Here is a 22,583-nt window from a genome sequence, read left to right as displayed (position 1 = left end):
GGTTGCCGAGCGACTCGACGCGCCGAGCACCCGTGCTGCTGGGCTGCCACCGATCGCCGCACTGGCGGTGCCCGAACAGCGGCGAGGGCCGGGTCCGACAGGACCCGGCCCTCGCCGATACTGCTGGTGGTTCAGCGGGTCAGCGCTCGACCTCGCCGGCGATGAACTCCTCGACGGCCTGGTGGGCGTCGTGGTCGGCGTACTGCACCGGCGGGGACTTCATGAAGTACGACGAGGCCGACAGGATCGGGCCACCGATCTTGCGGTCCAGCGCGATCTTCGCGGCCCGGACGGCGTCGATGATGACACCGGCCGAGTTCGGCGAGTCCCACACCTCGAGCTTGAGTTCGGCGTTGAGCGGGGTGTCGCCGAAGGAGCGACCCTCCAGGCGGATGTACGCCCACTTGCGGTCGTCCAGCCACGGCACGTGGTCCGACGGGCCGATGTGCACGTCGCTCTTGCTCATCTCGTGCGGGATCTGCGAGGTGACCGACTGGGTCTTCGAGATCTTCTTCGAGACCAGGCGGTTGCGCTCCAGCATGTTCATGAAGTCCATGTTGCCGCCGAAGTTGAGCTGGTACGTGCGCAGCAGCTCGACACCGCGGTCCTCGAAGAGCTTCGCGAGCGCGCGGTGCACGATGGTCGCACCGACCTGGCTCTTGATGTCGTCGCCGACGATCGGCAGACCCGCGTCGGTGAACTTCTGCGCCCACTCGGGGTCGGAGGCGATGAAGACCGGCAGGGCGTTGACGAACGCGCAACCGGCGTCGATCGCGGCCTGGGCGTAGAACTTGTCGGCCTGCTCGGAGCCGACCGGCAGGTACGAGACGACGACGTCGACCTGCGCGTCGCGCAGCGCCTGGGCCACGTCCACCGGGGTGGCGTCGGACTCCTCGACGATCTCGCGGTAGTACTGGCCCAGACCGTCGAAGGTCGGGCCGCGCTGCACGGACACGCCGGTGGGCGGCACGTCGCAGAGCTTGATGGTGTTGTTCTCGCTGGCGACGATCGCCTCCGCGAGGTCCATGCCCACCTTCTTGGCGTCGACGTCGAACGCCGCGACGAACTGAACGTCAGAGACGTGGTAGTCGCCGAAGGTGACGTGCATGAGACCCGGGACGCGGTCGTTCGGGTCGGCGTTGCGGTAGTACTCGACGCCCTGAACCAGGGACGAGGCGCAGTTACCCACACCGACGATGGCGACGCGGACGGAGCCCATAGCGTCTGCCTCCTTCTTTTCTGTCACGGCCGCTCTTTCCTGGTCTCTCCAGGTGGAGGCGGGCTGTTGTCTTCTCGTCGTCCACCGGCTGTCCCCAGGTGCGGGACTGTCGGGGGTCGGCCGGAGCGCTCGTTGGCGATGAGCTCCTCCAGCCAGCGGACCTCACGCTCACAGGCATCCAGGCCGTGGCGCTGCAGTTCCAAGGTGTAAGCGTCGAGGCGCTCGGCCGCCCGGCCCAGCACGTCGCGAAGACCCTCGCGACGTTCCTCGATCTTGCGGCGGCGACCCTCCAGAATGCGCAGGCGGGTCGCCTGGTCGGTCCGGGCGAAGAACGCGAAGTGCACACCGAAACCCGTGTCGTCGTACGTCTCGGGCCCGGCCTGTGCGATGAGCTGGGCGAAGCGTTCCTTGCCCTCCGCGGTGATTTTGTAGACCACCCGACCTCGTCGGCTGGTCAGCGCGGGAACCTCCTCGGCGGTGGCGGGTGCCTCGGCGGCTTCGGTGATCCAGCCCGCCGCCTGCAACCTGCGCAGGGTCGGGTAGAGCGAGCCGTAGCTGATCGCCGCCCGGATCGCGCCGAGTTTGGCGGTCAGCTCCTTGCGCAGCTCATAGCCGTGCATCGGAGACTCCTGCAGGAGGCCAAGGATGGCGAATTCGAGCACTGGCCACCCTCCCCTTACCCTCCGGCGCGGAGCGGTAACCGCCGCGATGTATCGGACCGATACATCGCACGTTAGCGGCTGCCGCCGGCCAGGGCAAACCCCCATTCCGGGATGCCGTCGTCACACATCGTGACCGTGGTCGCCTCGTCGAGCCGGACCGCGTACCCTTCACCGCATGCGTACGCAGCGCCAGATCGTCGACTACTCGCTTCAGAAGCGAGCAGTGCTGCGTGAGCTGTTGGCTGGCCGCATCGGCACGTACGACGTGTGTGACGCGTCGCCGTACCTGAAGAACGCTGCGCGGTTCCACGGCGAGCCGACCGAGCTGCGCTGCCCCATCTGTCGCAGCGAGAATCTGACCCTGGTCCACTACATTTACGGGGACGAACTCAAGCAGTCCGCCGGACAGGCCCGGACACTCGCCGAGCTGCCCGTGCTGGCGATGACGCTACGTGAGTTCCAGGTCTTCGTGGTGGAGGTGTGCCTCGGCTGTGACTGGAACCATCTCGTCGAGCAGTACCTGCTCGGCCGGGACGGTCTCACCGGCGACGGCGACAGTGTTGGCGCCGACGAGCAGGATGCTGCGGCCGCCGAGGGCGTGGGTCGGCGGAGGCGAGAGGCGCAACGGTGACGTCAGCGGTTGGACCGGCTCCGGGGGTGTGGACATGACCTGGGACGGCCGACCACTCGTTGGTCCGATTGGCCCGATTGATTCGGCAATGACCCTGGCGAACCGGCACCCTCGTGCCGGCGGTCCGGGTGAAGCAACTCACGGCAACCCGGTGGCGGCGCTGTCGCGCCCCACCGCGACCGGCAGGGTGTGAAGAATGAACTCGTACGGCGATCCCAGCTCCGCGCGCGGTCGGGCCCAGTACCCGGGCCCGGACGGTGACCCCGGACCGGGCGCGGACGACGCGTACCGCAGACCCGGCGGTGACTCCCGCGCGGGCGGCTGGTCCTCCCCGGAGCCCGCTGCGCCTCCCGGCCGGGCCTCGGTGACACCGAGGGCCGCCGGCGGTCGTGCGTCGGTCGGTGGCTCGGCCTCCGTGCCGCCCCCCGGCGCTGCCGCCGGATCCGCGTCGGTGGGCTCGGCAACTCCCGGCCGCAGCGGTCGGGCCTCGGTGCCCGTGTCCCCGGCACCCGGTGCGGCCACGGGTCGCGCCGGCGCCGGCCGGGCGTCCGTTCCGGTGTCCCCGGCGCCGGGAGCGCCCGCCGGTCGGGCCCGGGTGGGCACCGCCGCCGTCGGCGCCGCCTCCGCGGGCCGGGCCAGCGTCGGCTCCGCGTCGGTGGGTGGCCGTGCCGCGGTCGCCCGGGCGAGTGTCTCCCCGGTCTCCGGCGGGCCGGGTGGTCCCGGCGGTCCGAACGGCCCGGGCGGACCGAACGGACCCGGTCGCGGTGGTCGGGGCGGTCGCGGCGCGGGTGACCCGGCCGCGGCGGCGCGGGCCAAGAAGCGCAAGCGGATGAACCTGCTGATCGCCGGGTTCGCCGTCTTCATCATGCTCGCCGGTGTCGGCGTGGTGGGGTTCACCTACTACTCGACGAACGTGGTCATGCCCGAGGAACTGCCGCTGCCGCTGTCCACCACCGTGTACGCCAAGGACGGCAAGACCACACTGGCCAGGCTGGGCAGCGAGAACCGCACCTTCGTCACCATCGCCCAGATTCCGGAGCACGTGCAGCACGCGGTGGCGGCAGCCGAGGACCGGAACTTCTACCGGCACTCGGGCGTCGACTACAAGGGCATCGTCCGTGCCGCGTGGAACAACGTCTCCAACGGTGACAAGCAGGGCGCCTCAACGATCACCCAGCAGTACGCCCGCAACGCGTTCGAGAATCTCCAGGACGACACGTACGGCCGCAAGGTCAAGGAGGCCATCCTCGCCTCCAAGCTGAACGACGCGTACAGCAAGCCGGAGATCATGCAGCACTACCTCAACGTCATCTACTTCGGACGCGGCGCGTACGGCATCGAGGCGGCGGCACAGACGTACTTCGGCAAGTCAGCGATCAAGCTGACCCCCGCCGAGGGTGCGGTCCTGGCCGCGCTGATCAAGCAGCCGGTGGCGACCGACACCCACAAGGGTTACGACCCGGCGGTCAACCCGACCGACGCGAAGACCCGGTGGGACTACGTGATCGACGGGATGAAGAAGGAGGGGTGGCTGGACCCCGCCGCCCCGATCGCGTACCCGAAGGTGCTGCCCCCGAAGAAGGGTGGCAACGGCTTCGGCGTCGACAGCCCTCGGGGCAACGTCATCAACTACGTCCGTCAGGAGATGGACGCGATGGGCCTCTGCTCCGACACCGGCGCGGAGGGCAAGACGAGCTGTGTGGACGCGCTGCGGGACGGCGGCTACCGGGTCACCACGACCATCGACCCGAAGCTCCAGACGGCCGCCGAGAACGTCGCCATGCAGTCGAAGAAGGGCTCCGAGCTCAACGACCAGCCCAAGAACCTGATGGCGGCCGTTGTCTCGATCGACCCGAAGAAGGGCCGGGTGCTCGCCTACTACGGCGGTGACAGTGGCGCCGACTTCGACTACGCCGGCAAGAACACCGACAAGAACGGCGACCTGACCGGTGGTCACGCTCCGGGCTCGTCGATGAAGGTCTACACCCTGGCCGCCGCGATCGAGGCGGGCATCTCGGTGAAGTCGCACTGGGACCCCACGCCGTACAAGCCCGAGGGTTCCAAGGTCGCGATCGGTAACGCCGGCCGGACCAACCTCAAGTGCGGCAAGTACTGCACCCTCGAAGAGTCGACGATCCAGTCGTACAACGTGCCGTTCTACTGGGTCACCAAGGAGATCGGCGCCGAGAAGGTGGTCGACATGGCCCACAAGGCCGGCGTGACCACCATGTGGGGAGTCGACCCGCCGCAGGCGTTCGACCTGTCGAAGAAGGGGCCCAACCCGTTCGACAACTACACCGGTTTCGGCAAGTACCCGCTCACCGTGTTCGACCACGCGAACGCGATGGCGACGTTCGCCAACGACGGCAAGTACATCAAGGCGCACTTCGTCATCAAGGTGGAGCAGCAGGACAAGGACACCGGCAAGTGGAAGGTCGTCGGCAGCGAGCGCATCAAGCCCGAGCAGCGGATCGACAAGAAGGTCACCGACGAGGTCACCGCGGTCCTGAAGCAGATTCCCGCTCCCAACAATCTCTCGCTGGAGGACGGCCGCCAGGCCGCCGCGAAGACGGGCACCTGGGAGTACAACAGCACGGACAACGCGCACGCCTGGACGGTCGGCTACACCCCGCAGATCGCCACGGCCGTCTGGGTGGGCAGTCGGGATATCAAGAAGCCCCAGATCCGTCTCGCGAGCGGTAAGCCCATCGGTGGTTCGACCCTTCCCGGCCCGATCTGGGAGAAGTACATGAACACCGCCCTCAGGGGGCAGGAGGAGATCCCCCTGCCCACCGTCACCGGTGAGGGCGACACCACCAAGGGCAACGGCAAGGCGCCGGCGGCGCCGCCGCCACCACCGCCGGGGCAGCCGGGTCAGCCGGGACAAACCTGTGACCCGCTGACCAATCCGTTCTGTCCCCGCAACGACGGCAACCCCGGAGGGAACAACCCCGGTGGGCCTGGTGGGCCCGGTGGGCCCGGTGGCCCGAACGGCGGTTAGCCGCCTCCCAACCTGGCCACCGACCACCCTGGAACAAGAGCACAGCGCACACGCCGCCGCCGGCCGGACATCTCGTCCGGCCGGCGGCGGCGTGTGCGGCACCGGTCACCCGCCGCGAACCGCCAGTGCGGGTTGTGACCCGGGCGGGCAGACGAGTACATGACTCATCGCTGCGAGTACGGCAGGATGCCTCTCTATGAGCACCCAGTCGACGCCCGGCATCGACGACGCCGGAACCACCGACCACCCGTCCCGCTCCGACGGGTTCGTCCGCGGCCTCTCCGGCGCCATCGGCGGGCCGCTGGGCGACCACGCGACGGCGCTGGACCGGCCGGCCGGGCAGGAACGCCGGTTCTGGACCGCCGTCCGGATCGTCCTGGCGCTGGTCTGCCTCACGCTCGCGTTGCACTGGGTGCAGAAATCCCCGTGCCAGGACGGCGCGTGGCAGAACAACGTGCAGTACAACCGGTTCTGCTACACGGACGTGCTCGCGCTCTACTACGCCGAGGGCCTCAACGAGGGCAAGGTGCCCTACCGGGACCACCCGGTGGAGTACCCGGTGCTCACCGGCTACTTCATGGGCGCCCTCGGTCTGCCGGTGCACGCGATCGGCGACGGTGACCCGAGCATCAACCAGGGCCAGTGGTTCTACAACCTCAACGCGCTCGTGCTGGGCGCGCTCGCCGTGGCCACCGTGGCGGTGATCCTCGCGCTGCGCCGCCGACGACCCTGGGACGCCGCGTTGTTCGCGCTCGCCCCGGCGCTGCTGCTCACCGCCACCGTCAACTGGGACCTGCTCGCCATCGGGTTGGCGGCGTTCGGTCTGCTGGCGTGGGCCCGGCGACAACCGGTGGCGGCCGGCGTCCTGCTCGGGCTGGCCGGCGCGGCGAAACTCTGGCCGCTGTTCCTGCTGGGACCGATCCTCGTCCTGGCCCTACGGGCCAACCGGCTCCGCGCCGCGCTCACCGCGCTCGGCGCGGCGGTGGTGGCCGTGGTACTGGTGAACCTGCCCGCCTACCGGGCCAACCCGGACAACTGGGGCCGGTTCTTCGAGCTGAACACCACCCGGCCGATCGACTGGGGCACGCTCTGGTACATCGGGCGCTACCTCGACGGCAAGGTCGGCAACGACCCCGGCCAGCAGGGCCCGTTCGAATGGTTGAACACCAACATCCCAACCCTGAACACCATCTCGTACGCCCTGTTCGGGCTGGCCTGCATCGGTGTGGCCGTGCTGGCGCTGCGGGCGCCGCGCCGGCCGCGGCTCGCCCAGCTCGCCTTCCTGGTGGTGGCCGCGTTCCTCATCTTCAGCAAGGTCTGGTCCCAGCAGTTCGTCCTCTGGATGCTGCCGCTGGTGGTGCTGGCCCGGCCGAAGTGGGGCGCCTTCCTGGCCTGGCAGCTCGCCGAGGTCTGCTACTTCGTGGCCTTCTACGGCGAACTGCTGGGCGCGGCGACCAGCCGTCCGGTCTTCCCCGAAGGGGTGTTCGTGCTGGCCTCGACGCTCCGGCTGGCGACCGTGGTGACCCTGTGCGTGTTCGTCGTCCGGGAGATCCTGCACCCGGAGCAGGACGCGGTACGCGCCACCTACCCCGACGACCCGGACGGCGGTGTCCTCGACGGGGCGCCGGACGCTCCCTGGCTGGACCGCTGGCGCCGCCCCGCGAACAAGCCCGACCTGGAACCCGAGCCCGCCACCGCGACCTGATCCCCAGGACCTGACGCGCCGGAGCCACGTCAGGTTTGCGGGGGAGCCCGCCCGGCGCAGGGATCAAGCCTGACGCCCGGAGCCGGGCGGGCTCCCCCGCAAACCGCCCCAAAAGCGCGACCGCGTCAGAGCCGATACACCACGGCGTCGCCGATCTCCTGGCGCGTGATGTCGAGCGACTCGACCGGCGCGTCAATGGTGATCTCCCACGGCGTGCCGGGCACCTCGTCGCGCAGCAGCACCACCGTCCGCACGCCGTACGTCCGCAGGTAGTCGACGCTCTTCCGGTCGGGGAACGACTGGCTGGCCCGGCGGAGGTCGTCGAGCTGGCGGGGCGTGAAGCCGCTGCCGCCGTTCGCCACGTCCGGGAACCCGTCCGTTGACCAGAGCATGACGTGCTGGTCGAGGCCCTGGTCGCTGGGGAGCACGAGCAGCGGACCCTCCGCCGAGCGCATCGCGGCGGGCTGTGTCGGCACCACCGGATGCGGGGTGGCGTTCAACCCCTCGACGGTGACCAGCAGCAGCGGCAGCAGGGTGGCGATCCGTAGCCACGGCCCCGGCCAGGACGGGATCCGCTGCGCGGCCAGCTCACGGACCCGGTCGGTGAGGGCGGTGACCGCGCCCGCCGCGAGCAGCGCGAGCAGCAACGTGATCCAGAGCATCAACCGCCCGGGGGTACGCAGCGCGTTCCAGCCCGGCGCGTGCTCGAACAGTGGTACGTAGGTGAAGGCGCCGTCGAAGAAGCGGGTGCCCATCGCGAGCACCATCGTGGCCAGCACACCGACGAGCAGGAACAGTCGGTGCCGTAGCCGCCAGACCGAGAAGAACAGCCCGCCGAACGCCAGCGCGTAGAGCACGAACCCCGGCAGCAGCGTCATCTCCGCAGGGAACGGCAGCGCCTCGCGGGCACCCTCGTGCAACCCACCCCAGATCCGCGACTCGGCGGGAGCGGTCACGAAGCCGGACGCCGGCGGCGAGAAGATGGAGACGTCGCCGACGGTCCGCTCGGCGTACGGATGCAGCTCGGTCACCTGGAAGTACGGGAGCGCCATCAGCGCGCCCACCCCGGCGAAGAACACCCCGCCGACCAGGTCGGCCACGACCAGCCGGCGGCCGAACGGCAGGGTACGACCGGACCGTAGCCACTTCACCGCGACCAGCACGGCGGCGACCAGCGCGGCGACGGCCAGGAAGTACGCGAACGGCAGGCCGATGCCGAAGCCGAGGCTGATCTGCCACGCCGCCACCATCCAACCGCCGTACACCCAGGCGTCGTGCCGTCGCTCGGGTCGGTAGCCGTGGCGCAGCGACCAGCCGTGCCCCCGCGCGAGCATCGCGAGGGCCAGCGGGATGCCACCGTTGGACAGCACGTGCAGGTGCCCGGCCTGGGCGAGCAGCCACGGCGCGTAGGCGTAGCCGACCCCGGCGACGGCGGCGCCGATCCGGCCGGCGCCGAGCTGCCGGGCCAGGGCGTACGCCCCGAACGTGGCGAGCGCGTGCGCCAGCACGAACATGATGTTGTAGCGCAGCACCGCATCCTCGGGACCACTTCCGAGCATCCCGGCCGGGGCGTAGCCGAGCAGCGTGTCGGAGAACGCGAAGCTCCACAGCTCCGGGAAGAACGTGTTCGACTGCCACAGGCGGGCCGGGTCGGCCAGCAGGATGTGGCCGGACCAGGCCATCTGCCACGCCTGGAGGCTCGGATCCCAGGTGTCCTGCGGCAGGGTGTAGCGCGGGTACCGCAGCGTCGGCCAGGTCATCAGCACGGCCAGCGCCAACGAGGCGAGGGCCGCCAGGGTCCACTCGTGGACCAGGGACCGGCCCACCGCGCGGGCGGCCCGGGTGAGCCAGCTGGGCCGGGGCTCCGGCGTCGAGGCGAACACCTCCCAGCGGTCGGGCTCGACCGGCTTTCCCTCGCCGTCGTCGGTCGCCTTGGCGGTGCCGTCCTTCGCGTCCTTGGCGGTGCCGTCCTCGGCGTCCTTGGCGGTGCCGGCCTTCTTGTCGCCGTCGTTCGTCGTACCGCCGCTGTTGGCCGTGTCGGTCTTCTCCGCGTCGTTCTTCGCGCGACCGTTCGTGGCGGTGGCGCCGTTCGCGGGCGTGCTGGCGCTGTTCGTGGCGGCCTGCTCGTCGGCGGCGCCCTTCGGAGCCGTACTGGCGCTCTTGCGGGCCTTCCTCCGCGCCGGGTCCTTCCGGGTCGTCGCGCTCGTGGTGGTGCCGGCCGAGGCGGCGGGGATGTCACCGGTCGGCGGCGCGGCCGGTCGGATCGGGTCGTCGCCGCTGGACGTGGGCCGCGCCTTCCCCGGCTTGGACTGTCCGGTCGTCATGCTGCCGGGCGCTCCGTCGGGAGCTGCTGGCGCAGGAAGTCGATGTCGGCGGCCTGACCCGTGACGCCGCCCGGGGTCTCGACGACCACCGGCGCCCCGGCGGCCCGGATCACCGCCACCACCAGCTCCGGGTCGATCGTCCCGCCGTCGAGGTTGTCGTGCCGGTCCTGGCCGGAGTTGAACGCGCCCTTGGAGTTGTTGGCGTGTACCAGGTCGATCCGGCCGGTGATCGCCTTGACCCGGTCGACGAGGCCGAGCAGTTCCTCACCGCCGGCGTACGCGTGGCACGTGTCCAGGCAGAAACCGACCTCGTAGTCGCCGACCGCGTCCCAGAGCCGGGCCAGCGCGTCCAGGCGGCGGGCGCACGCGTTGTCGCCGCCGGCCGTGTTCTCGATGAGGACCGGGACGCCGAACCCGCCGGAGTCGGCCGCGTACGCGAATGTCTTGCGCCAGTTGTCGAAGCCCACCGCGAGGTCGTCGCCGGCGTTGACGTGCCCACCGTGGACGATCAGTCCCTTGGCACCGATCTCGGCCGCCGCGGTGGCGTGCCCGAGCAGCAGCTTGCGGCTGGGGATCCGGATGCGGTTGTTGAGGGTCGCCACGTTGATGACGTACGGCGCGTGCACGTAGAGGTCGACCTCGGCGGCGCGCAGCCGCTCGGCGTCCTCCCGCGGCTTGGGTGCCTTCCACCCCTGCGGGTCGGAGAGGAAGAACTGCACGGTGTCGGCGGACCGTGCGGCTGCCTCCGCCAGCGGGTCGGTCGAATCGACGTGGGCTCCGATACGCATGGCAGCGAGCCTACGTCGGGACCACGGCGGGCGCGGTGACGGCCGGCGCGATGTCGTCACTCCGGCCGTCGGACGATCGTTGAGGGGATGGGACCCGACGAGCGGAGCCCGGGACCGGGCGCGACGAGGCGTCCGAGTACGGCCACCGGGTGCTCGTCGGCCCGACAGCGAGGTCACCCCCTGCGGCGCGGCCCGGCGTCGCGGGGGGAGACCCCTCGTCGTGGCAGATCGGCACGAGCACGGCGGAATCTCGGAAATTTCTGCCTTTTGCCCCGACAAGGTACAAGAGCCGTTGTATCGTCAGATAACAACACGATAAAGCTCCGCGGGGCGTCTCCGGTCCAACCTCATCGGTGTGGTCGTTCCTCCCCAGGTCCCACCCAAGGAATGCGGACGGGACGCTCCGCGGCCTCGTTGACGGGGGCTCGCCACCGACCAGTGACGGTCAGGTGGCGGGCCCCCGTCGGCATGTCCCCGACGCCGACCCGACCACCCCGGGCATGATCGTCCGGACCGGGTATCCTGGTCAGGTTGTCCGCGTCCGGCCGGGTTCCCCCGGCACGTGCGGGCAGCGACGCACGACCTCCTGCCACGGAAGGACCGTGGCCGCTTAGCCCACAGGAGGTGAGCACGTCTTGCGTCATTACGAGATCATGGTGATCCTCGACCCCAGCCTCGAGGAGCGCACCGTCGCCCCGTCGCTCGACACGTACCTGAACGTGATTCGGACCGCGGGTGGCTCGGTTGAGAAGACGGACGTGTGGGGCCGCCGGCGCCTCGCGTTCGAGATCAACAAAAAGGCCGAGGGCATCTACGCCGTCGTCGACCTGCAGGCCACGCCTGCTGCCGTGGCCGAGTTGGACCGTCAGCTCCGGCTGAACGAGTCCGTTCTGCGCACCAAGGTCATCCGGCCGGAGATGCGCTAAGCATTCAGTCCGGCATTCAACCCGGTTCGCCCGGATCAGCCTCCGCGACTCTGTCGTACGGCTCTGAGAGCCTGTACGACGAGACGCTGAGTGCGCGAGGAGATGGTCATGGCAGGAGACACCACCATCACGGTCATCGGCAATCTGACCGATGACCCCGAGTTGCGGTTCACCCCCTCCGGGGCTGCGGTCGCCAAGTTCCGTGTCGCCTCGACGCCCCGATTCATGGACAAGGCGTCGGGCGAGTGGAAGGACGGCGAGCCGCTGTTCCTCGCTTGCACCGTCTGGCGGCAGGCCGCCGAGCACGTCGCCGAGTCGCTGCAGCGCGGCGCTCGGGTGATCGTCTCGGGTCGGCTGCGTCAGCGGTCCTACGAGACCCGTGAGGGTGAGAAGCGCACCGTCATCGAGCTTGAGGTCGACGAGATCGGCCCGTCGCTGCGCTACGCCACGGCGAAGGTGCAGAAGATGTCCCGCTCCGGTGGCGGTGGCGGCGGCTTCGGTGGTGGCGGCGGTGGTGGTGGCCAGGGTGGCGGCGGAGGCAACTTCGACGACCCCTGGGCTTCGGCTGCACCTTCTCCCGCGCGTGCCGGTTCGGGCGGCAACTTCGACGAGGAGCCTCCGTTCTAATGGCGCCGAGCGCCCGCGATCGCAAACCAGGAGCAAGGTCAATGGCCAAGGCTGCGGCACTTCGCAAGCCGAAGAAGAAGGTGAACCCGCTCGACAAGGACGGGATCACCTACATCGATTACAAGGACACGGCGCTGCTGCGCAAGTTCATCTCCGACCGCGGCAAGATCCGCGCTCGGCGGGTCACCGGCGTGACCTCGCAGCAGCAGCGGCAGATCGCCCGCGCGGTCAAGAACGCCCGCGAGATGGCGCTCCTGCCGTACACCGCAACGGCCCGCTGAGAGGAGGCACCGATATGAAGATCATCCTGACTCAGGAAGTGTCCGGCCTCGGTGCCCCGGGCGACATCGTCGAGGTCAAGGACGGCTTCGGCCGTAACTACCTGCTGCCGCAGGGCTTCGCGATCGCCTGGACCAAGGGCGCGGAAAAGCAGGTCACGGTCATCAAGCGGGCCCGCTCGGCCCGCGAGATCCGCGACCTCGACCACGCCAACGAGGTCAAGGGCCAGCTCGAGGGTCTCAAGGTCAACCTGAAGGCCCGCGCCGGCGACGGCGGCCGGCTCTTCGGCTCGGTCACCTCGGCCGAGATCGTCGACGCCGTCAAGGGCGCCGGCGGTCCCGTGCTGGACCGTCGCCGGCTGGAGGTGCCCGGTCACATCAAGTCGACCGGCACCTACCCGGTGAAGATCAAGCTGCACCCCGAGGTCACCGCGTCGTTCAACCTGAACGTCGTTCAGGGCTGACGACCCGCTGCACCACACGACGAGGGCCCGTACCGAGCGATCGGTGCGGGCCCTCGCGCATGCGTCACGCGTGGCCCGCCCGTCTCAGCCGATCGGTTGACCGGTCACCGCGCTGATCAGCACTGTGGAGAGACCACCGCCGACCACCGCGGCGGCGAGCGCGATCGTCGCCGACCGCCACGTCGTGCCGACCCGCCGCAGCAGCGCCGCCACGACCAGACTGCTCACCAGCGCCAACCCGAAACGCGGCGAGCCGGCGAGCAGCGACTCCAACGCGCGTGACCGTGCCGAGTCGCAGCCACCCCCACTGATGTCGGTGACACAGCCGGCAGGCGCCTGCGCGTCAAGCGTCAGCAACCACGCGAAGATCAGCATCGCCGGCACCAGGTAGCAGGCCGTGGTGTAGAGCAGCGGCCGCACGGATCCACCGGGATCCGGGTCGAGCAGATCGTCCTCCAGACGACGCGCCCAACCGCCCGTCGCCACCGACTCGACCCGACGCCGCACCGACGCCGTACCGACCGGCGAGCGGTCCGCCCGCCGCCGCACGCCAGGAGGGGGTACGGGCGCACTGCGCGGCCGCGGGGCGGTGTAACCCACCACCGGCGACCGGGGTGCCGACGTCGTCGTGGTGTCCATCCAGCGCGGGTCGTCGCCGGACAACCGCGTACCGGACCAGAAGCCGCTGTCCCGACTCGGCCATCCCTCGGTCAAGCGGTCCGAGCGTGGCGGCAGCGTCCGGTCCCACTGGTCGTCCTCGACCGCGGACCGCTCCCACTGGCCGGTGCGGTCCGACCGCTCCCAACCACCGCCGCTCTCCCTCTGGGACCACTGCCCGCTCAGGTCAGTGGTGTCCGGGCCGGGAGGTGGCCACGCGTGCACGCCTGACGCGTCCCAGGGGTCCACCGCCGGCGCGTACGACGGATCCGGTTCGGTCGCCCGCTCCGACCCGCGATCCCAGGGATCGGCCGCCGGGCGTGTCCACGACTCCTCCGCCGCCCGTCGGCTGCGCCGTGTCGGCCGGCTCGCCTCCGGTCGGGAGGTCGGCTCGGCCGAGTCGGCCTCCAGGTCGCCACCGGACCAGATCACCTGAGGACGGCCAGCCGGCGCGCGACGGGGACGACGGTCGGCCACCGCGCCGGAGACCGGCTCCTCCTCCGCCGAGTCCGCGCGTCGACGACCCGCGTAGCCCTGCTCCTGAGGGCTGTCGAGCGTCCACTCCCGGGTGTGGTCCGAGTCGGGACCCGCGCCGATCGCCGGCTGCGTACGCCAAGCGCTCGCGCTGATCGCCGGCTGCTCACGCCAACCACCCGCGTCGGCCCGTCGCCGGCCCGTCGTCTCGGCACTGCGCCAGCCGGCACCCGAACTCGGGCGCTCGACCTCGACCTCGACCTCGTCCTCGTCGGGCGCGGCGTGCCGTCCACCGCCGTCGGCCCGCTGGACGCCGGATTCCAGCGCCCACCGCGGCAGGTAGGCGTCGACCGGTTCGTCCTGTCCACGGTCCCGCGCACGTCGCCGACTGGAGGTGCGGTAGCGCCCGTCCTCGTCGTACGGATCGGCCGGAGCGGGCAGCGCGGGCTGACCCCACGAGGCGGTAGACGGACGCTCCCGCGGGCTGCCCTCCCCGCGTCCCCAGTCCCGGTAACTCACGGCCGGAGTGTGACCCTTCTGAACCCAAAGCGTGATCCGCTGTCCAGGTGTAGCCGTTCGCTGGAGATAGTACGGGAAGATCGTGTAAAAGAACCGACCGAAATATTCTCCTCCACAGGGTGGGGACCGCATTTCGCCAGGTCAACGACTTGCGGCCGAGAATTCCCCAGCGGTTGTCCACAGGCTGTGCACACCCTGCGCACATGCTCGTACACCGGCGTCCACAGGTTGTCCCGAGGCTCGTCCACCGCGCTTGTTGAGTCGCTGACCTCGGGGTCCGTATGGTTGGCCCTCGACCGCCGGCGCGATGGCCCCCGATCGACCGGTTCGGTCGAGAGAACTGTCGTACCTCGGCGGTACAGCTGAGACGGATCCGACGCAGTGGAGGGGGGACCGGTGTCGGTCACCGACGACATGCGGGCGGAGGCACGGTCCGGCAACGGCCAGCCACCCGTGCAACGGGACGGCCAGTTCGACAAGACTCCACCCCAGGACGTCGCCGCCGAGCAGTGCGTGCTGGGCGGCATGTTGCTGTCCAAGGACGCCATCGCCGACGTCGTCGAGATCCTCAAGACCAACGACTTCTACCGGCCGGTGCACGCCACCATCTTCGACACCATCCTCGACATCTACGGTCGGGGTGAGCCGGCCGACCCGATCACCGTGGCCGCCGCCCTGACCGACTCGGGCGACCTGGCCCGCATCGGTGGGGCTCCCTATCTGCACACCCTCATCGCCAGCGTTCCCACCGCCGCGAACGCCTCGTACTACGCCCGCATCGTCAGTGAGCGGGCGGTGCTGCGTCGGCTCGTCGAGGCCGGCACCAAGATCGTGCAGCTGGGCTACGGCACCGCCAGCGGCGGCAGCCGCGACGTCGACGACGTCGTGGACCTCGCGCAGCAGGCCGTCTACGACGTCACCGAACGCCGGGTCAGCGAGGACTTCGCGGTCCTGGCCGACATGCTCCAGCCGACGCTCGACGAGATCGAGGCGGTGGGCGCGCAGGGCGGCGTGATGACGGGTGTGCCGACCGGCTTCAGCGACCTGGACCGGCTGCTCAACGGCCTGCACGCGGGGCAGCTCGTGATCGTTGCCGGCCGGCCTGGATTGGGCAAATCCACCGCTAGCATGGACTTCGCAAGAAATGCTGCTATTCGGGCAAACCAGGCCGCTGCCATCTTCTCGCTGGAGATGAGCAAGGTCGAGATCGTCATGCGACTGCTCTCGGCCGAGGCGCGGGTGCCGCTGCACGTCCTGCGCAGCGGGCAGCTCTCCGACGACGACTGGACCAAGCTGGCCCGCTGCATGGGTGAGATCAGTGAGGCGCCGCTGTTCGTCGACGACACGCCGAGCATGAACCTGATGGAGATCCGGGCGAAGGCCCGCCGACTCAAGCAGCGGCACGACCTCAAGATGATCGTGGTCGACTACCTCCAGTTGATGACCTCGCCGAAGCGGACGGAGAGCCGGCAGCAGGAGGTCGCGGACCTCTCCCGTGGCCTCAAGCTGCTGGCCAAGGAGGTCGAGTGCCCGGTGATCGCGGTGAGTCAGCTCAACCGTGGCCCGGAGCAGCGCACCGACAAGCGCCCACAGCTGTCCGACCTGCGCGAATCGGGATCAATTGAGCAGGATGCTGACGTTGTCATCCTGCTGCACCGCGACGACTACTACGACAAGGAGTCACCGCGCGCGGGCGAGGCGGATTTCATTGTTGCCAAGCATCGAAATGGACCGACGGACACGGTGACGGTCGCAGCCCAGCTGCATCTGTCGCGATTCGTGGACATGGCTATCGGATGATCGGCGTCCTCGGCGCACCCTGCGGCTCGCCGGTCCGCCGACGGCCGAATCGCCCGAGGTAACGGCCCGAAGCAGGGCATCACCCCAGGCTGAGGTCGTGCTTCTCGAGGGCGGCCTGGATGATGTCGAGCGCTTTCGGACCCATGCCGTGCAGTGCGGCCAGCTCCGTACGGGGCACCCCGGCGAGGTCGCGCAGGGTCGTGTATCCGGCGTCGTGCAAGGCGCGCGTGGCCGGCGCACCGACCTTCGGCAGCATGTCGGTTGAAGGATCCATGTCCCCATCGTTCATCACGTCACCCCAGCAGGGGGAACCAGCCGGCCGCCTCGCCCAACTCCAGCCGGTCCCGATCGGTGAGGGTGACACGGCCGGTCGCCTTCAACAGGAACTCCCGGTCGTCCCACCCGGCGGGCCGGACCGCGTCATCGCTCAACAGGCCGTCCATCGTGGACACGGCGACACCCACCGCCATTGGTCCGGGCGGCGGCGCGGCCGGCAGCTCCGGCGTGAGGTCCAGGTGGTGCACCACGGCCTCGGTGGTCAGGGTGGCCAGGAAATCGGGTACGCGCAGCACGTGGCCCTGCGTGGTCACGTACCCCTCGGGGTCTGCGAATCCGGCGGCGCGGACCGCCGCCGGGGCGGTCTCCCTCCACAGCCGGACGATGCCGGTCGGCCGGTCGAAGGCGGACGCCGAGCGCCGGACCCACCAGGCGTGGCGGGCCGCCTGTTCATCGCCGCCCGGAAAGCCGCGCCAGTAGGAGACGTCGTCCACGTCGGCGGGACCGTCGACCGGACTGGCCAGGGCCACCAGAGCCCGCTGGGCGTCACCGAGGACGTGCAGGAGCAGATCGGCGACGAGCCAGCCCCGGCATCGGGTGGCCCGTTGCAGGTCAGCATCGTCGAGGGCGTCGACCACTGCGGTGATGCCGTCGTACGCCTCGGCGAGGGCCTCGTTGTGCCGCGTGGCGGTCATGCGATGCAGCCTCGCACGGACCGCCTCTTCGACCAATCTGTCGGTAGCGACGTCGCCCGGGTCGACGCCGGATCGACCCGGGCGAAAGGCCCGGCCGGGCTCAGCCGAACATCTCGTCGAGGAAGCTCTTGCGCTTCTTGTGCCGGTAGTGGCCGTGGTAGCCGTGGTGCTGCTGCTGGTGGCCGTAGGCAGGCGCCGGCGGGTAGCCGTGCGCGGGCGGTGGGGGCGGCGGCGGCGGGACGGCGCCGTAACCGGGCTGGTGCTGGGCCGGTGGCGGGGGTGGGGGCGCGTAACCGCCCGGCTGCTGTGCCGGCGCGGTCGGCCCGGCCTGCTGGCGACTCCAGTTGGCCTCTGCCTCGAACAGCTTCTCGAGCTCGCCGCGATCGAGGAAGATGCCCCGGCACTCGCCGCACTGGTCGATGACGACGCCGCTGCGCTCGTACTGGCGCATCTCGCCGCGACACTTGGGACAGATGAGGTCACTCATCACCCGACGGTACCTGGTCGACCTAAGCGATTGCTGTGAGCGCCTCGATGACTTCGTCGTCGGAAACCTCGTGAAAGTCGTCGTAGTAGACGCTCACCGAGCTGAATTCCGGCGGGCGTTGGGCGCAGATGACCTGGTCGGCCTCGGCGGCCAGTAGTTCGTACGCCTCCTGGGCGCCGACCGGTACGGCCACCACCACTCGGCGGGCACCGAGCCGGCGGGCGACCTCGACGGCGGCACGGGCGGTAGCGCCGGTGGCCAGACCGTCGTCCACGATCACGGCGACGCGCCCGGTGAGGTCCAGCGGTGGGCGACCGCCCCGGTAGAGCCGTTCGCGGCGCTCCAACTCGACCTGTTCGCGGCGGCTGACCTCGGCGATGTCGTCGCTGCTGAGACGGCTGGCGATCGCGTCGTTGAGGACCTGCACGCCGCCGGGGCCGAGCGCGCCGAAGGCGACCTCCCGCGCCCAGGGCATGCCGAGCTTGCGGACGACCAGCACGTCCAGGGGAACGCCGAGCCGTTCGGCGACGACCCGGGCCACCGGTACGCCGCCGCGGACCAGGCCGAGGACGACGGCGTCCGGGTCACCGACCAGGGCGGTCAGCCGTTCGGCGAGCACCCGGCCCGCTTCGGCGCGGTCGCGGTAGGTGGTCATGCCTTCAGGTGTACGCCGTGCGACGTCGTTTCGCCCGCCGGTTACACCGATGTGGTCCGACCGGGCAGATGCTCGAGGTTCGGTGCGGACTCCGGGCGTTGCAGGGCGGGTGCCCAGAGGAGCAGGGCCACCGGATAGAGCAGGTAACCGAACCGGGTGGAGGGCATGAGGGCGATGGCGGCGAGTAGCCCGTACCCACAGATCGAAGCGGTGGTCGCGGCGGTGCCGGGCGGTCGTCGCGCGAGCCGGACGGCGATGGCCACGCCGGCCGTGACCAGGAGGGCCGCGGCGATCAGCCGGCCTCCGGGGAGGGCGGTGGCGATCAGGTGGCCGGGGAACGGGGACTGCGCCGGGCTGGTGACCAGGCCGTGGCCGAGGGGGAACCGCAGCACGTTCTCGGTGAGGGCCCCACGGTCGACGAGCAACGCCGGGAGCAGGGCGAGCACGGGCAACCCGATCGCACCGGCCGCGACCCGGGCGCCGGCTCGCCGGGTCAGACCCCAGACGATCAGGACCAGGGCGATCGGCCAGGCGAACAGCTTCAGCGCGCCGGCCAGTCCCACCGCGAGGCCGGCCCGTCCCGGCCGTCCGGCGGCGGCGAATGCGAGGGCCAGCAGGCAGAGCGCGAGTACGGGTAGGTCGTCGCCGCCGGTGGCCAGGGTCAGCGCGCAGATGGGCAGGACGGTGGCGGCCTGCACTGCCCGCAGCAGGGCGGCGTCCCGTCGGTGATCCGGGGTGCCGGTGGAGGGCGCGGCGCGTATCGCGGCCACGGCCAGGGCGAGCGCCAGCGCGGTGCCCAGTGCGAACCACACGCGGGCGTCGGTCCACCAGGCGTCGACGAGGGCTCGGGGCAGGCCGAACATCGCCATACCCGGCTGGTACGGCGTGTATCCGAGCAGTTGTTCACCGGGCGGCAGGGCGGCGATCGCGTCCCGACCGAGGTACGGCGTGCCGTGGTCGAGCAGTCGGATGCCCGCCTGCTCGACGACCAGCACTTCTTCCTGCGCCCGGTCGGCACGTCCGGTGGCTCGTTCGATGCTCTGCCAGAGCACGGGCAGGAGTGCGGTGGTCACCCAGGCGAAGCCCGTCACCACCCAGCGGGATGCGAGGCCGGCCAGCCGAGGGGCGCGTCTCCGCACCAGGAGTTGGACGACCACCGCCAGCGTCGCGACCAGGTAGCCGGCGGCGGCGACGGCACCCCAGGCCCGGTGGGGCAGGAGGGTCGACGTGCTTGCGGTGATCGCCGCGAAGAGGGCCGACACGGCGTAGAGCCCCAGGTCGAGGGCGAGTCCGCCGGCGGCGGAGTCGAGCGTCCGCCAGCGCCGGTGGCGGGGCGTCGGGGCGTCGGCGGTCACGGCCGCCAGTCTGGCAGATCTCGCTGTTCACCCGGCTGGCTGCCTGCTCGCATCCTGGGCGGGGCGGCCGTGCCCGGTCAGGCCGGGAGGTGGCGGTCGGGGCGGGAACGACCGGCCTGGCGGCGGGTCTGGTTGAGGCGGATCACCGCGCCCGTGTCGTGCAGCGGCGGTGCCAGAGTGCCGGGTTGGCCACCCGAGCCGCGCTGCAACGCGGCGAGCAGGGTCCCGGCCGGCATCGGTCGGGCGAACAGGTGACCCTGGCCGGCCGAGCAGCCCAGCTCCCAGAGGGCGCGCCGCTGCGGTTCGCTCTCCACGCCTTCGGCTACCACCGCCAGGTTGAGGCTACGGCCCAAGTCGAGGGTGGAACGGATGACGGCTGCGGCCTCGGCCGAACTCTCCATGGTCGTGACGAAGCTGCGGTCGATCTTCAGCTCGTGCACGGGTATCCGGGAGAGCAGGGAGAGAGAGGAGTAGCCGGTGCCGAAGTCGTCCAGCGCCAACCGGACGCCCTCGTCGCGGAGCCGGCTGAGGACCCGGTCGACGACGTCGAGTTGGCTGAGCGTCAACGTCTCGGTCAGCTCCAGCACCAGCCGCTCGGGTGGGAGGTCGTGGGCACGCAGCCGGGCCAGCACGGAGCCGGGGAACCGTGCGTCGAGCAGGCTGCGCGGCGAGACGTTGACCGCGACCGGTATGTCGAAGCCGGCGTCACGCCAGTCGGCGGCGGCGATCAGTGCCTGGTCGAGGATCGCCTCGGCGAAGGCCGGCAGCATCCCCGAGCGTTCCACCGCCTCCAGGAAGCGCAGCGGATCGATCAGCCCGTGGGTGGGGTGGTGCCAGCGGGCCAGCGCCTCGGCGCTGGTCACCTCGCCGGTGCCCAGGTCGACGATGGGTTGGAAGTTGACGATGAACTCGTGGTCGGCGACCGCGCGGGGCAGATCGCCGCCGAGGGTGAGGCGGTTCAGGTCGGCGGTGTCCCGCGTCGGGGCGTACGTGGAGATCCGCTGCCCGGCCCGCTTGGCCTGGTACATCGCCACGTCCGCGCGGCGCAGCAGCTCGGGCATGCCGCCGCTGGCCGGGGCCACCGAGATCCCGCCGCTGGCCTCCACGCTGATCCGCATCCCGTCCAACTCGAACGGCTCGTGCAGGGCGGCCAGCAGTGTCTCGGCCCGGTGCGCGGCCACCGCCGGGGCCGGTAGCCCGCGCAGGAGTACGGCGAACTCGTCGCCGCCGAGTCGGGCCACCAGGTCACTCGACTGGGCGGCGCCGCGTAGCCGGTCGGCGACCTGGACCAGCACCTGGTCGCCCGCAGCGTGACCGAGGGTGTCGTTGACCTCCTTGAAGTGGTTGAGGTCGATCAACACCAGAGCGGTCACCCCGTCGGCATGCCGGGCACTGAGCTGCTCGGTGCCCTGATCGAGCAGCTGCCGCCGGTTCGCGAGGTCGGTGAGGGCGTCGTGCGCGGCGGCGTACGCGTGTTCGTCGGCCACCCGGGCCAGCTCGGCGTACGCCTGGGCGTTGCGGACCGCCGTGCAGAGCGCGGAGGCGAAGGTACGCAGTGTGTACTGCTCGCGCTCGGACAGCTGTACCGGGCCACGGAAGCGCAGGCGCAGGACGCCGACGTCGACGGAGCGGTCGTGGCCCTCCAGCGGGGTGGGCACGACGGTGCCGTCCACCTCGGTGGGTGTGTCGGTCGACCCGTCGAAGGTGATGCCGCCGGTGGCGCCCCGGACGGTGCGACCACCGTCGCGCAGCTCGATCTCGACCTCGTCGGCGGAGAACAGTTCGGCGGCCTGGGTGACGGCGGTGGTGAGCACGTTGTCCAGGTCCACCACGTTGAGGGCGTCGGTGGTGCGGGCGAGTCGCTGCCACGCCTGCTGCTCGGTGCGGCCCCGGATGCGCGCGGAGTAGGCGAGGTGCAGGCTCAACATCAGTGGCGGGACGGCGAGCAGCAGGCGGGGATCTTCCCGGAGGATGAGGAGCGTGCAGAAGGCGACGATGAAGCGCACGCCGAAGCCGGCGATGCGGAGGTCAAGGTTGTTCAGGAACTGCCGCGAGATGGGCGTGCTGGTAGCCAGCGCGATCACCGGAATCGCCAGCAGATCGTCGAGCAGCGCCGCTACCAGGTAGATCATGCCGAGAAGAGAGGCCAGTTCGACCACGCCGGCGGACGGCCACTGCCAGTGGACGGCCAGGGTGGCGACGCCCGCCCCACCGGCCACCAGGATGTTCTTGCTGACGGCGAAGGCTGCCTTGATCGTCGGCAGCTTCATGATGACTGAGCCCACACCAACGCCGGCGCCCGTTGCCAGGACCACCCAGGACGGTGGTGCGACGGCGAGCCCTATCACGATCGCCGTCTCGACCCAGGTGATGGCGTGTGTGGTGGAGCGGATGCGGATGGGCGCCATGACGATCGTGCCGAGCGCAGTCATGAAGGTCAGCGCCACGAACGTAGCGCCGTCGCCCACGGAATTGGGTGGACGGGTCAACACGTCGGCCCCGGCGACGACCGTGGGGACGATTGCCATGACGACGATGAGACCGACGAGCAGCAGAAGCTGCCGATCTGTCCTGGGACTCTGCGGTGACCCCTGGCCCATGAAGCTCCCGTCGTCGCCGACAGTTACCTGTTGACGACGGGAGCTTACCGCTCAGTGTCACCCGGATGTCAGTACCAGTCGCTGCCGCGCATTGCATGCTCCCTCCACTCGTCCGGCCGTTTCCGTATTCCGGAACCGTTCTCGTGACGGGAGCCTAAGAGGAGCTACGCGGTTTTAGTAGCAATAAATGTCGGTATACGCAACATTAGCCAAGCTGGCGAGCTTTGTGACGGTCTGTCCATGCCGCCTGAGCGGAGCGCGGTCGTACTGCACTGGCGATCCGCAGCTTGCGCGCTGCTGAGAGGCTATCGGCGTTGCGACCCTCCTCCCTAGTGTGGCGACGGCGTGCGGTGGGCCTCATCCGTCAGTTCGGGTCCAGACTCAATCCGGTCGGGCAGAATCTGGCCTCTCTTGCCTGGTGGGTGTGGGTTTGGGCGAGC

The 22,583-nt window shown here is 70.3% G+C and carries 20 protein-coding genes; 8 read left to right on the top strand and 12 right to left on the bottom strand.

Features of this window, described 5'->3' with window-relative positions; all coding sequences use genetic code 11:
* Positions 1-139 precede the first annotated feature (139 nt).
* Both ACTFTM_RS00940 and ACTFTM_RS00935 read right to left on the bottom strand, forming a co-directional pair.
* Complete coding sequence (locus ACTFTM_RS00940) at positions 140-1,219, bottom strand: inositol-3-phosphate synthase (RefSeq protein WP_355048595.1); 1,080 nt, start codon at positions 1,217-1,219, stop codon at positions 140-142.
* A gap of 23 nt (positions 1,220-1,242) precedes the next feature.
* Positions 1,243-1,881: a PadR family transcriptional regulator gene (locus ACTFTM_RS00935; protein ID WP_449564003.1), complete on the bottom strand. Its 639-nt coding sequence runs from the start codon at positions 1,879-1,881 to the stop codon at positions 1,243-1,245.
* A 175-nt stretch (positions 1,882-2,056) separates the two neighbouring features.
* Between ACTFTM_RS00935 and ACTFTM_RS00930 the strand changes: the two genes are divergently transcribed.
* Positions 2,057-2,512 (top strand): DUF5318 domain-containing protein, encoded by a 456-nt coding sequence (locus tag ACTFTM_RS00930; protein ID WP_449564002.1) that lies wholly within the window; start codon positions 2,057-2,059, stop codon positions 2,510-2,512.
* 138 nt (positions 2,513-2,650) lie between these two features.
* On the opposite strand, the gene ACTFTM_RS00925 is transcribed toward ACTFTM_RS00930, so the two are convergent.
* Positions 2,651-3,034 carry a hypothetical protein gene (locus ACTFTM_RS00925; RefSeq protein WP_449564001.1) on the bottom strand — a complete coding sequence of 128 codons (384 nt, stop codon included), beginning with the start codon at positions 3,032-3,034 and terminating at the stop codon, positions 2,651-2,653.
* A 34-nt stretch (positions 3,035-3,068) separates the two neighbouring features.
* On the opposite strand from ACTFTM_RS00925, the gene ACTFTM_RS00920 reads away from it, so the two are divergent.
* Positions 3,069-5,513: a transglycosylase domain-containing protein gene (locus ACTFTM_RS00920; protein WP_449564000.1), complete on the top strand. Its 2,445-nt coding sequence runs from the start codon at positions 3,069-3,071 to the stop codon at positions 5,511-5,513.
* Positions 5,514-5,709: 196 nt separating this feature from the next.
* Positions 5,710-7,218, top strand: a complete 1,509-nt coding sequence (locus ACTFTM_RS00915; protein ID WP_449563999.1) for a glycosyltransferase family 87 protein — start codon at positions 5,710-5,712, stop codon at positions 7,216-7,218.
* 125 nt (positions 7,219-7,343) lie between these two features.
* On the opposite strand, the gene ACTFTM_RS00910 is transcribed toward ACTFTM_RS00915, so the two are convergent.
* Together ACTFTM_RS00910 and ACTFTM_RS00905 are read right to left on the bottom strand one after the other, a co-directional pair.
* On the bottom strand, positions 7,344-9,542 hold the full coding sequence (locus ACTFTM_RS00910) for a hypothetical protein (RefSeq protein ID WP_449563998.1): 2,199 nt from the start codon (positions 9,540-9,542) through the stop codon (positions 7,344-7,346).
* A complete protein-coding gene (locus ACTFTM_RS00905; protein WP_449563997.1) occupies positions 9,539-10,330 on the bottom strand; it encodes a deoxyribonuclease IV in 792 nt (263 codons plus the stop codon). The genes ACTFTM_RS00910 and ACTFTM_RS00905 overlap by 4 nt, the downstream gene beginning before the upstream one ends.
* A gap of 635 nt (positions 10,331-10,965) precedes the next feature.
* On the opposite strand from ACTFTM_RS00905, the gene rpsF reads away from it, so the two are divergent.
* The 4 genes from rpsF to rplI all read left to right on the top strand — a co-directional run bounded on the left by rpsF (position 10,966) and on the right by rplI (position 12,625).
* Positions 10,966-11,256 (top strand): 30S ribosomal protein S6, encoded by a 291-nt coding sequence (rpsF, locus tag ACTFTM_RS00900; RefSeq protein WP_007453836.1) that lies wholly within the window; start codon positions 10,966-10,968, stop codon positions 11,254-11,256.
* A 90-nt stretch (positions 11,257-11,346) separates the two neighbouring features.
* Positions 11,347-11,883: a single-stranded DNA-binding protein gene (locus ACTFTM_RS00895; RefSeq protein WP_433536288.1), complete on the top strand. Its 537-nt coding sequence runs from the start codon at positions 11,347-11,349 to the stop codon at positions 11,881-11,883.
* Between the two features lie 41 nt (positions 11,884-11,924).
* On the top strand, positions 11,925-12,164 hold the full coding sequence (gene rpsR / locus ACTFTM_RS00890; RefSeq protein WP_007073789.1) for a 30S ribosomal protein S18: 240 nt from the start codon (positions 11,925-11,927) through the stop codon (positions 12,162-12,164).
* 14 nt (positions 12,165-12,178) lie between these two features.
* Positions 12,179-12,625: a 50S ribosomal protein L9 gene (gene rplI / locus ACTFTM_RS00885; RefSeq protein WP_007453817.1), complete on the top strand. Its 447-nt coding sequence runs from the start codon at positions 12,179-12,181 to the stop codon at positions 12,623-12,625.
* An 84-nt stretch (positions 12,626-12,709) separates the two neighbouring features.
* Here rplI and ACTFTM_RS00880 read toward each other — a convergent pair whose 3' ends face one another.
* Entirely contained in the window at positions 12,710-14,275 is a 1,566-nt protein-coding gene (locus ACTFTM_RS00880; RefSeq protein WP_449563996.1) for a hypothetical protein, read from the bottom strand.
* A 396-nt stretch (positions 14,276-14,671) separates the two neighbouring features.
* Here ACTFTM_RS00880 and dnaB point away from each other — a divergent pair, with 396 nt between their 5' ends.
* Positions 14,672-16,075 carry a replicative DNA helicase gene (gene dnaB, locus ACTFTM_RS00875; RefSeq protein WP_449563995.1) on the top strand — a complete coding sequence of 468 codons (1,404 nt, stop codon included), beginning with the start codon at positions 14,672-14,674 and terminating at the stop codon, positions 16,073-16,075.
* A 79-nt stretch (positions 16,076-16,154) separates the two neighbouring features.
* Here the strand turns inward: dnaB and ACTFTM_RS00870 are convergent, their stop codons facing one another.
* The 6 genes from ACTFTM_RS00870 to ACTFTM_RS00845 all read right to left on the bottom strand — a co-directional run bounded on the left by ACTFTM_RS00870 (position 16,155) and on the right by ACTFTM_RS00845 (position 22,143).
* Positions 16,155-16,364, bottom strand: coding sequence for a helix-hairpin-helix domain-containing protein (locus ACTFTM_RS00870; RefSeq protein WP_449563994.1), 210 nt, complete (start codon positions 16,362-16,364; stop codon positions 16,155-16,157).
* Positions 16,365-16,368: 4 nt separating this feature from the next.
* A complete protein-coding gene (locus tag ACTFTM_RS00865; protein ID WP_449563993.1) occupies positions 16,369-17,046 on the bottom strand; it encodes a maleylpyruvate isomerase N-terminal domain-containing protein in 678 nt (225 codons plus the stop codon).
* A 100-nt stretch (positions 17,047-17,146) separates the two neighbouring features.
* The gene (locus ACTFTM_RS00860) at positions 17,147-17,533 is read right to left on the bottom strand and encodes a TFIIB-type zinc ribbon-containing protein (protein WP_449563992.1); all 387 of its coding nucleotides are present in this window, start codon (positions 17,531-17,533) and stop codon (positions 17,147-17,149) included.
* A gap of 22 nt (positions 17,534-17,555) precedes the next feature.
* The gene (locus tag ACTFTM_RS00855; RefSeq protein ID WP_449563991.1) at positions 17,556-18,188 is read right to left on the bottom strand and encodes a phosphoribosyltransferase; all 633 of its coding nucleotides are present in this window, start codon (positions 18,186-18,188) and stop codon (positions 17,556-17,558) included.
* Positions 18,189-18,229: 41 nt separating this feature from the next.
* On the bottom strand, positions 18,230-19,543 hold the full coding sequence (locus tag ACTFTM_RS00850; protein WP_449563990.1) for a glycosyltransferase 87 family protein: 1,314 nt from the start codon (positions 19,541-19,543) through the stop codon (positions 18,230-18,232).
* A gap of 77 nt (positions 19,544-19,620) precedes the next feature.
* Positions 19,621-22,143 carry a putative bifunctional diguanylate cyclase/phosphodiesterase gene (locus tag ACTFTM_RS00845; protein WP_449563989.1) on the bottom strand — a complete coding sequence of 841 codons (2,523 nt, stop codon included), beginning with the start codon at positions 22,141-22,143 and terminating at the stop codon, positions 19,621-19,623.
* Positions 22,144-22,583: the final 440 nt, after the last annotated feature.

The sequence above is a fragment of the Micromonospora sp. RB23 genome (genome assembly GCF_053585025.1).
Note: the sequence above shows the minus strand (reverse complement) of the source record. Positions and strands in the feature narration are given on the sequence as shown.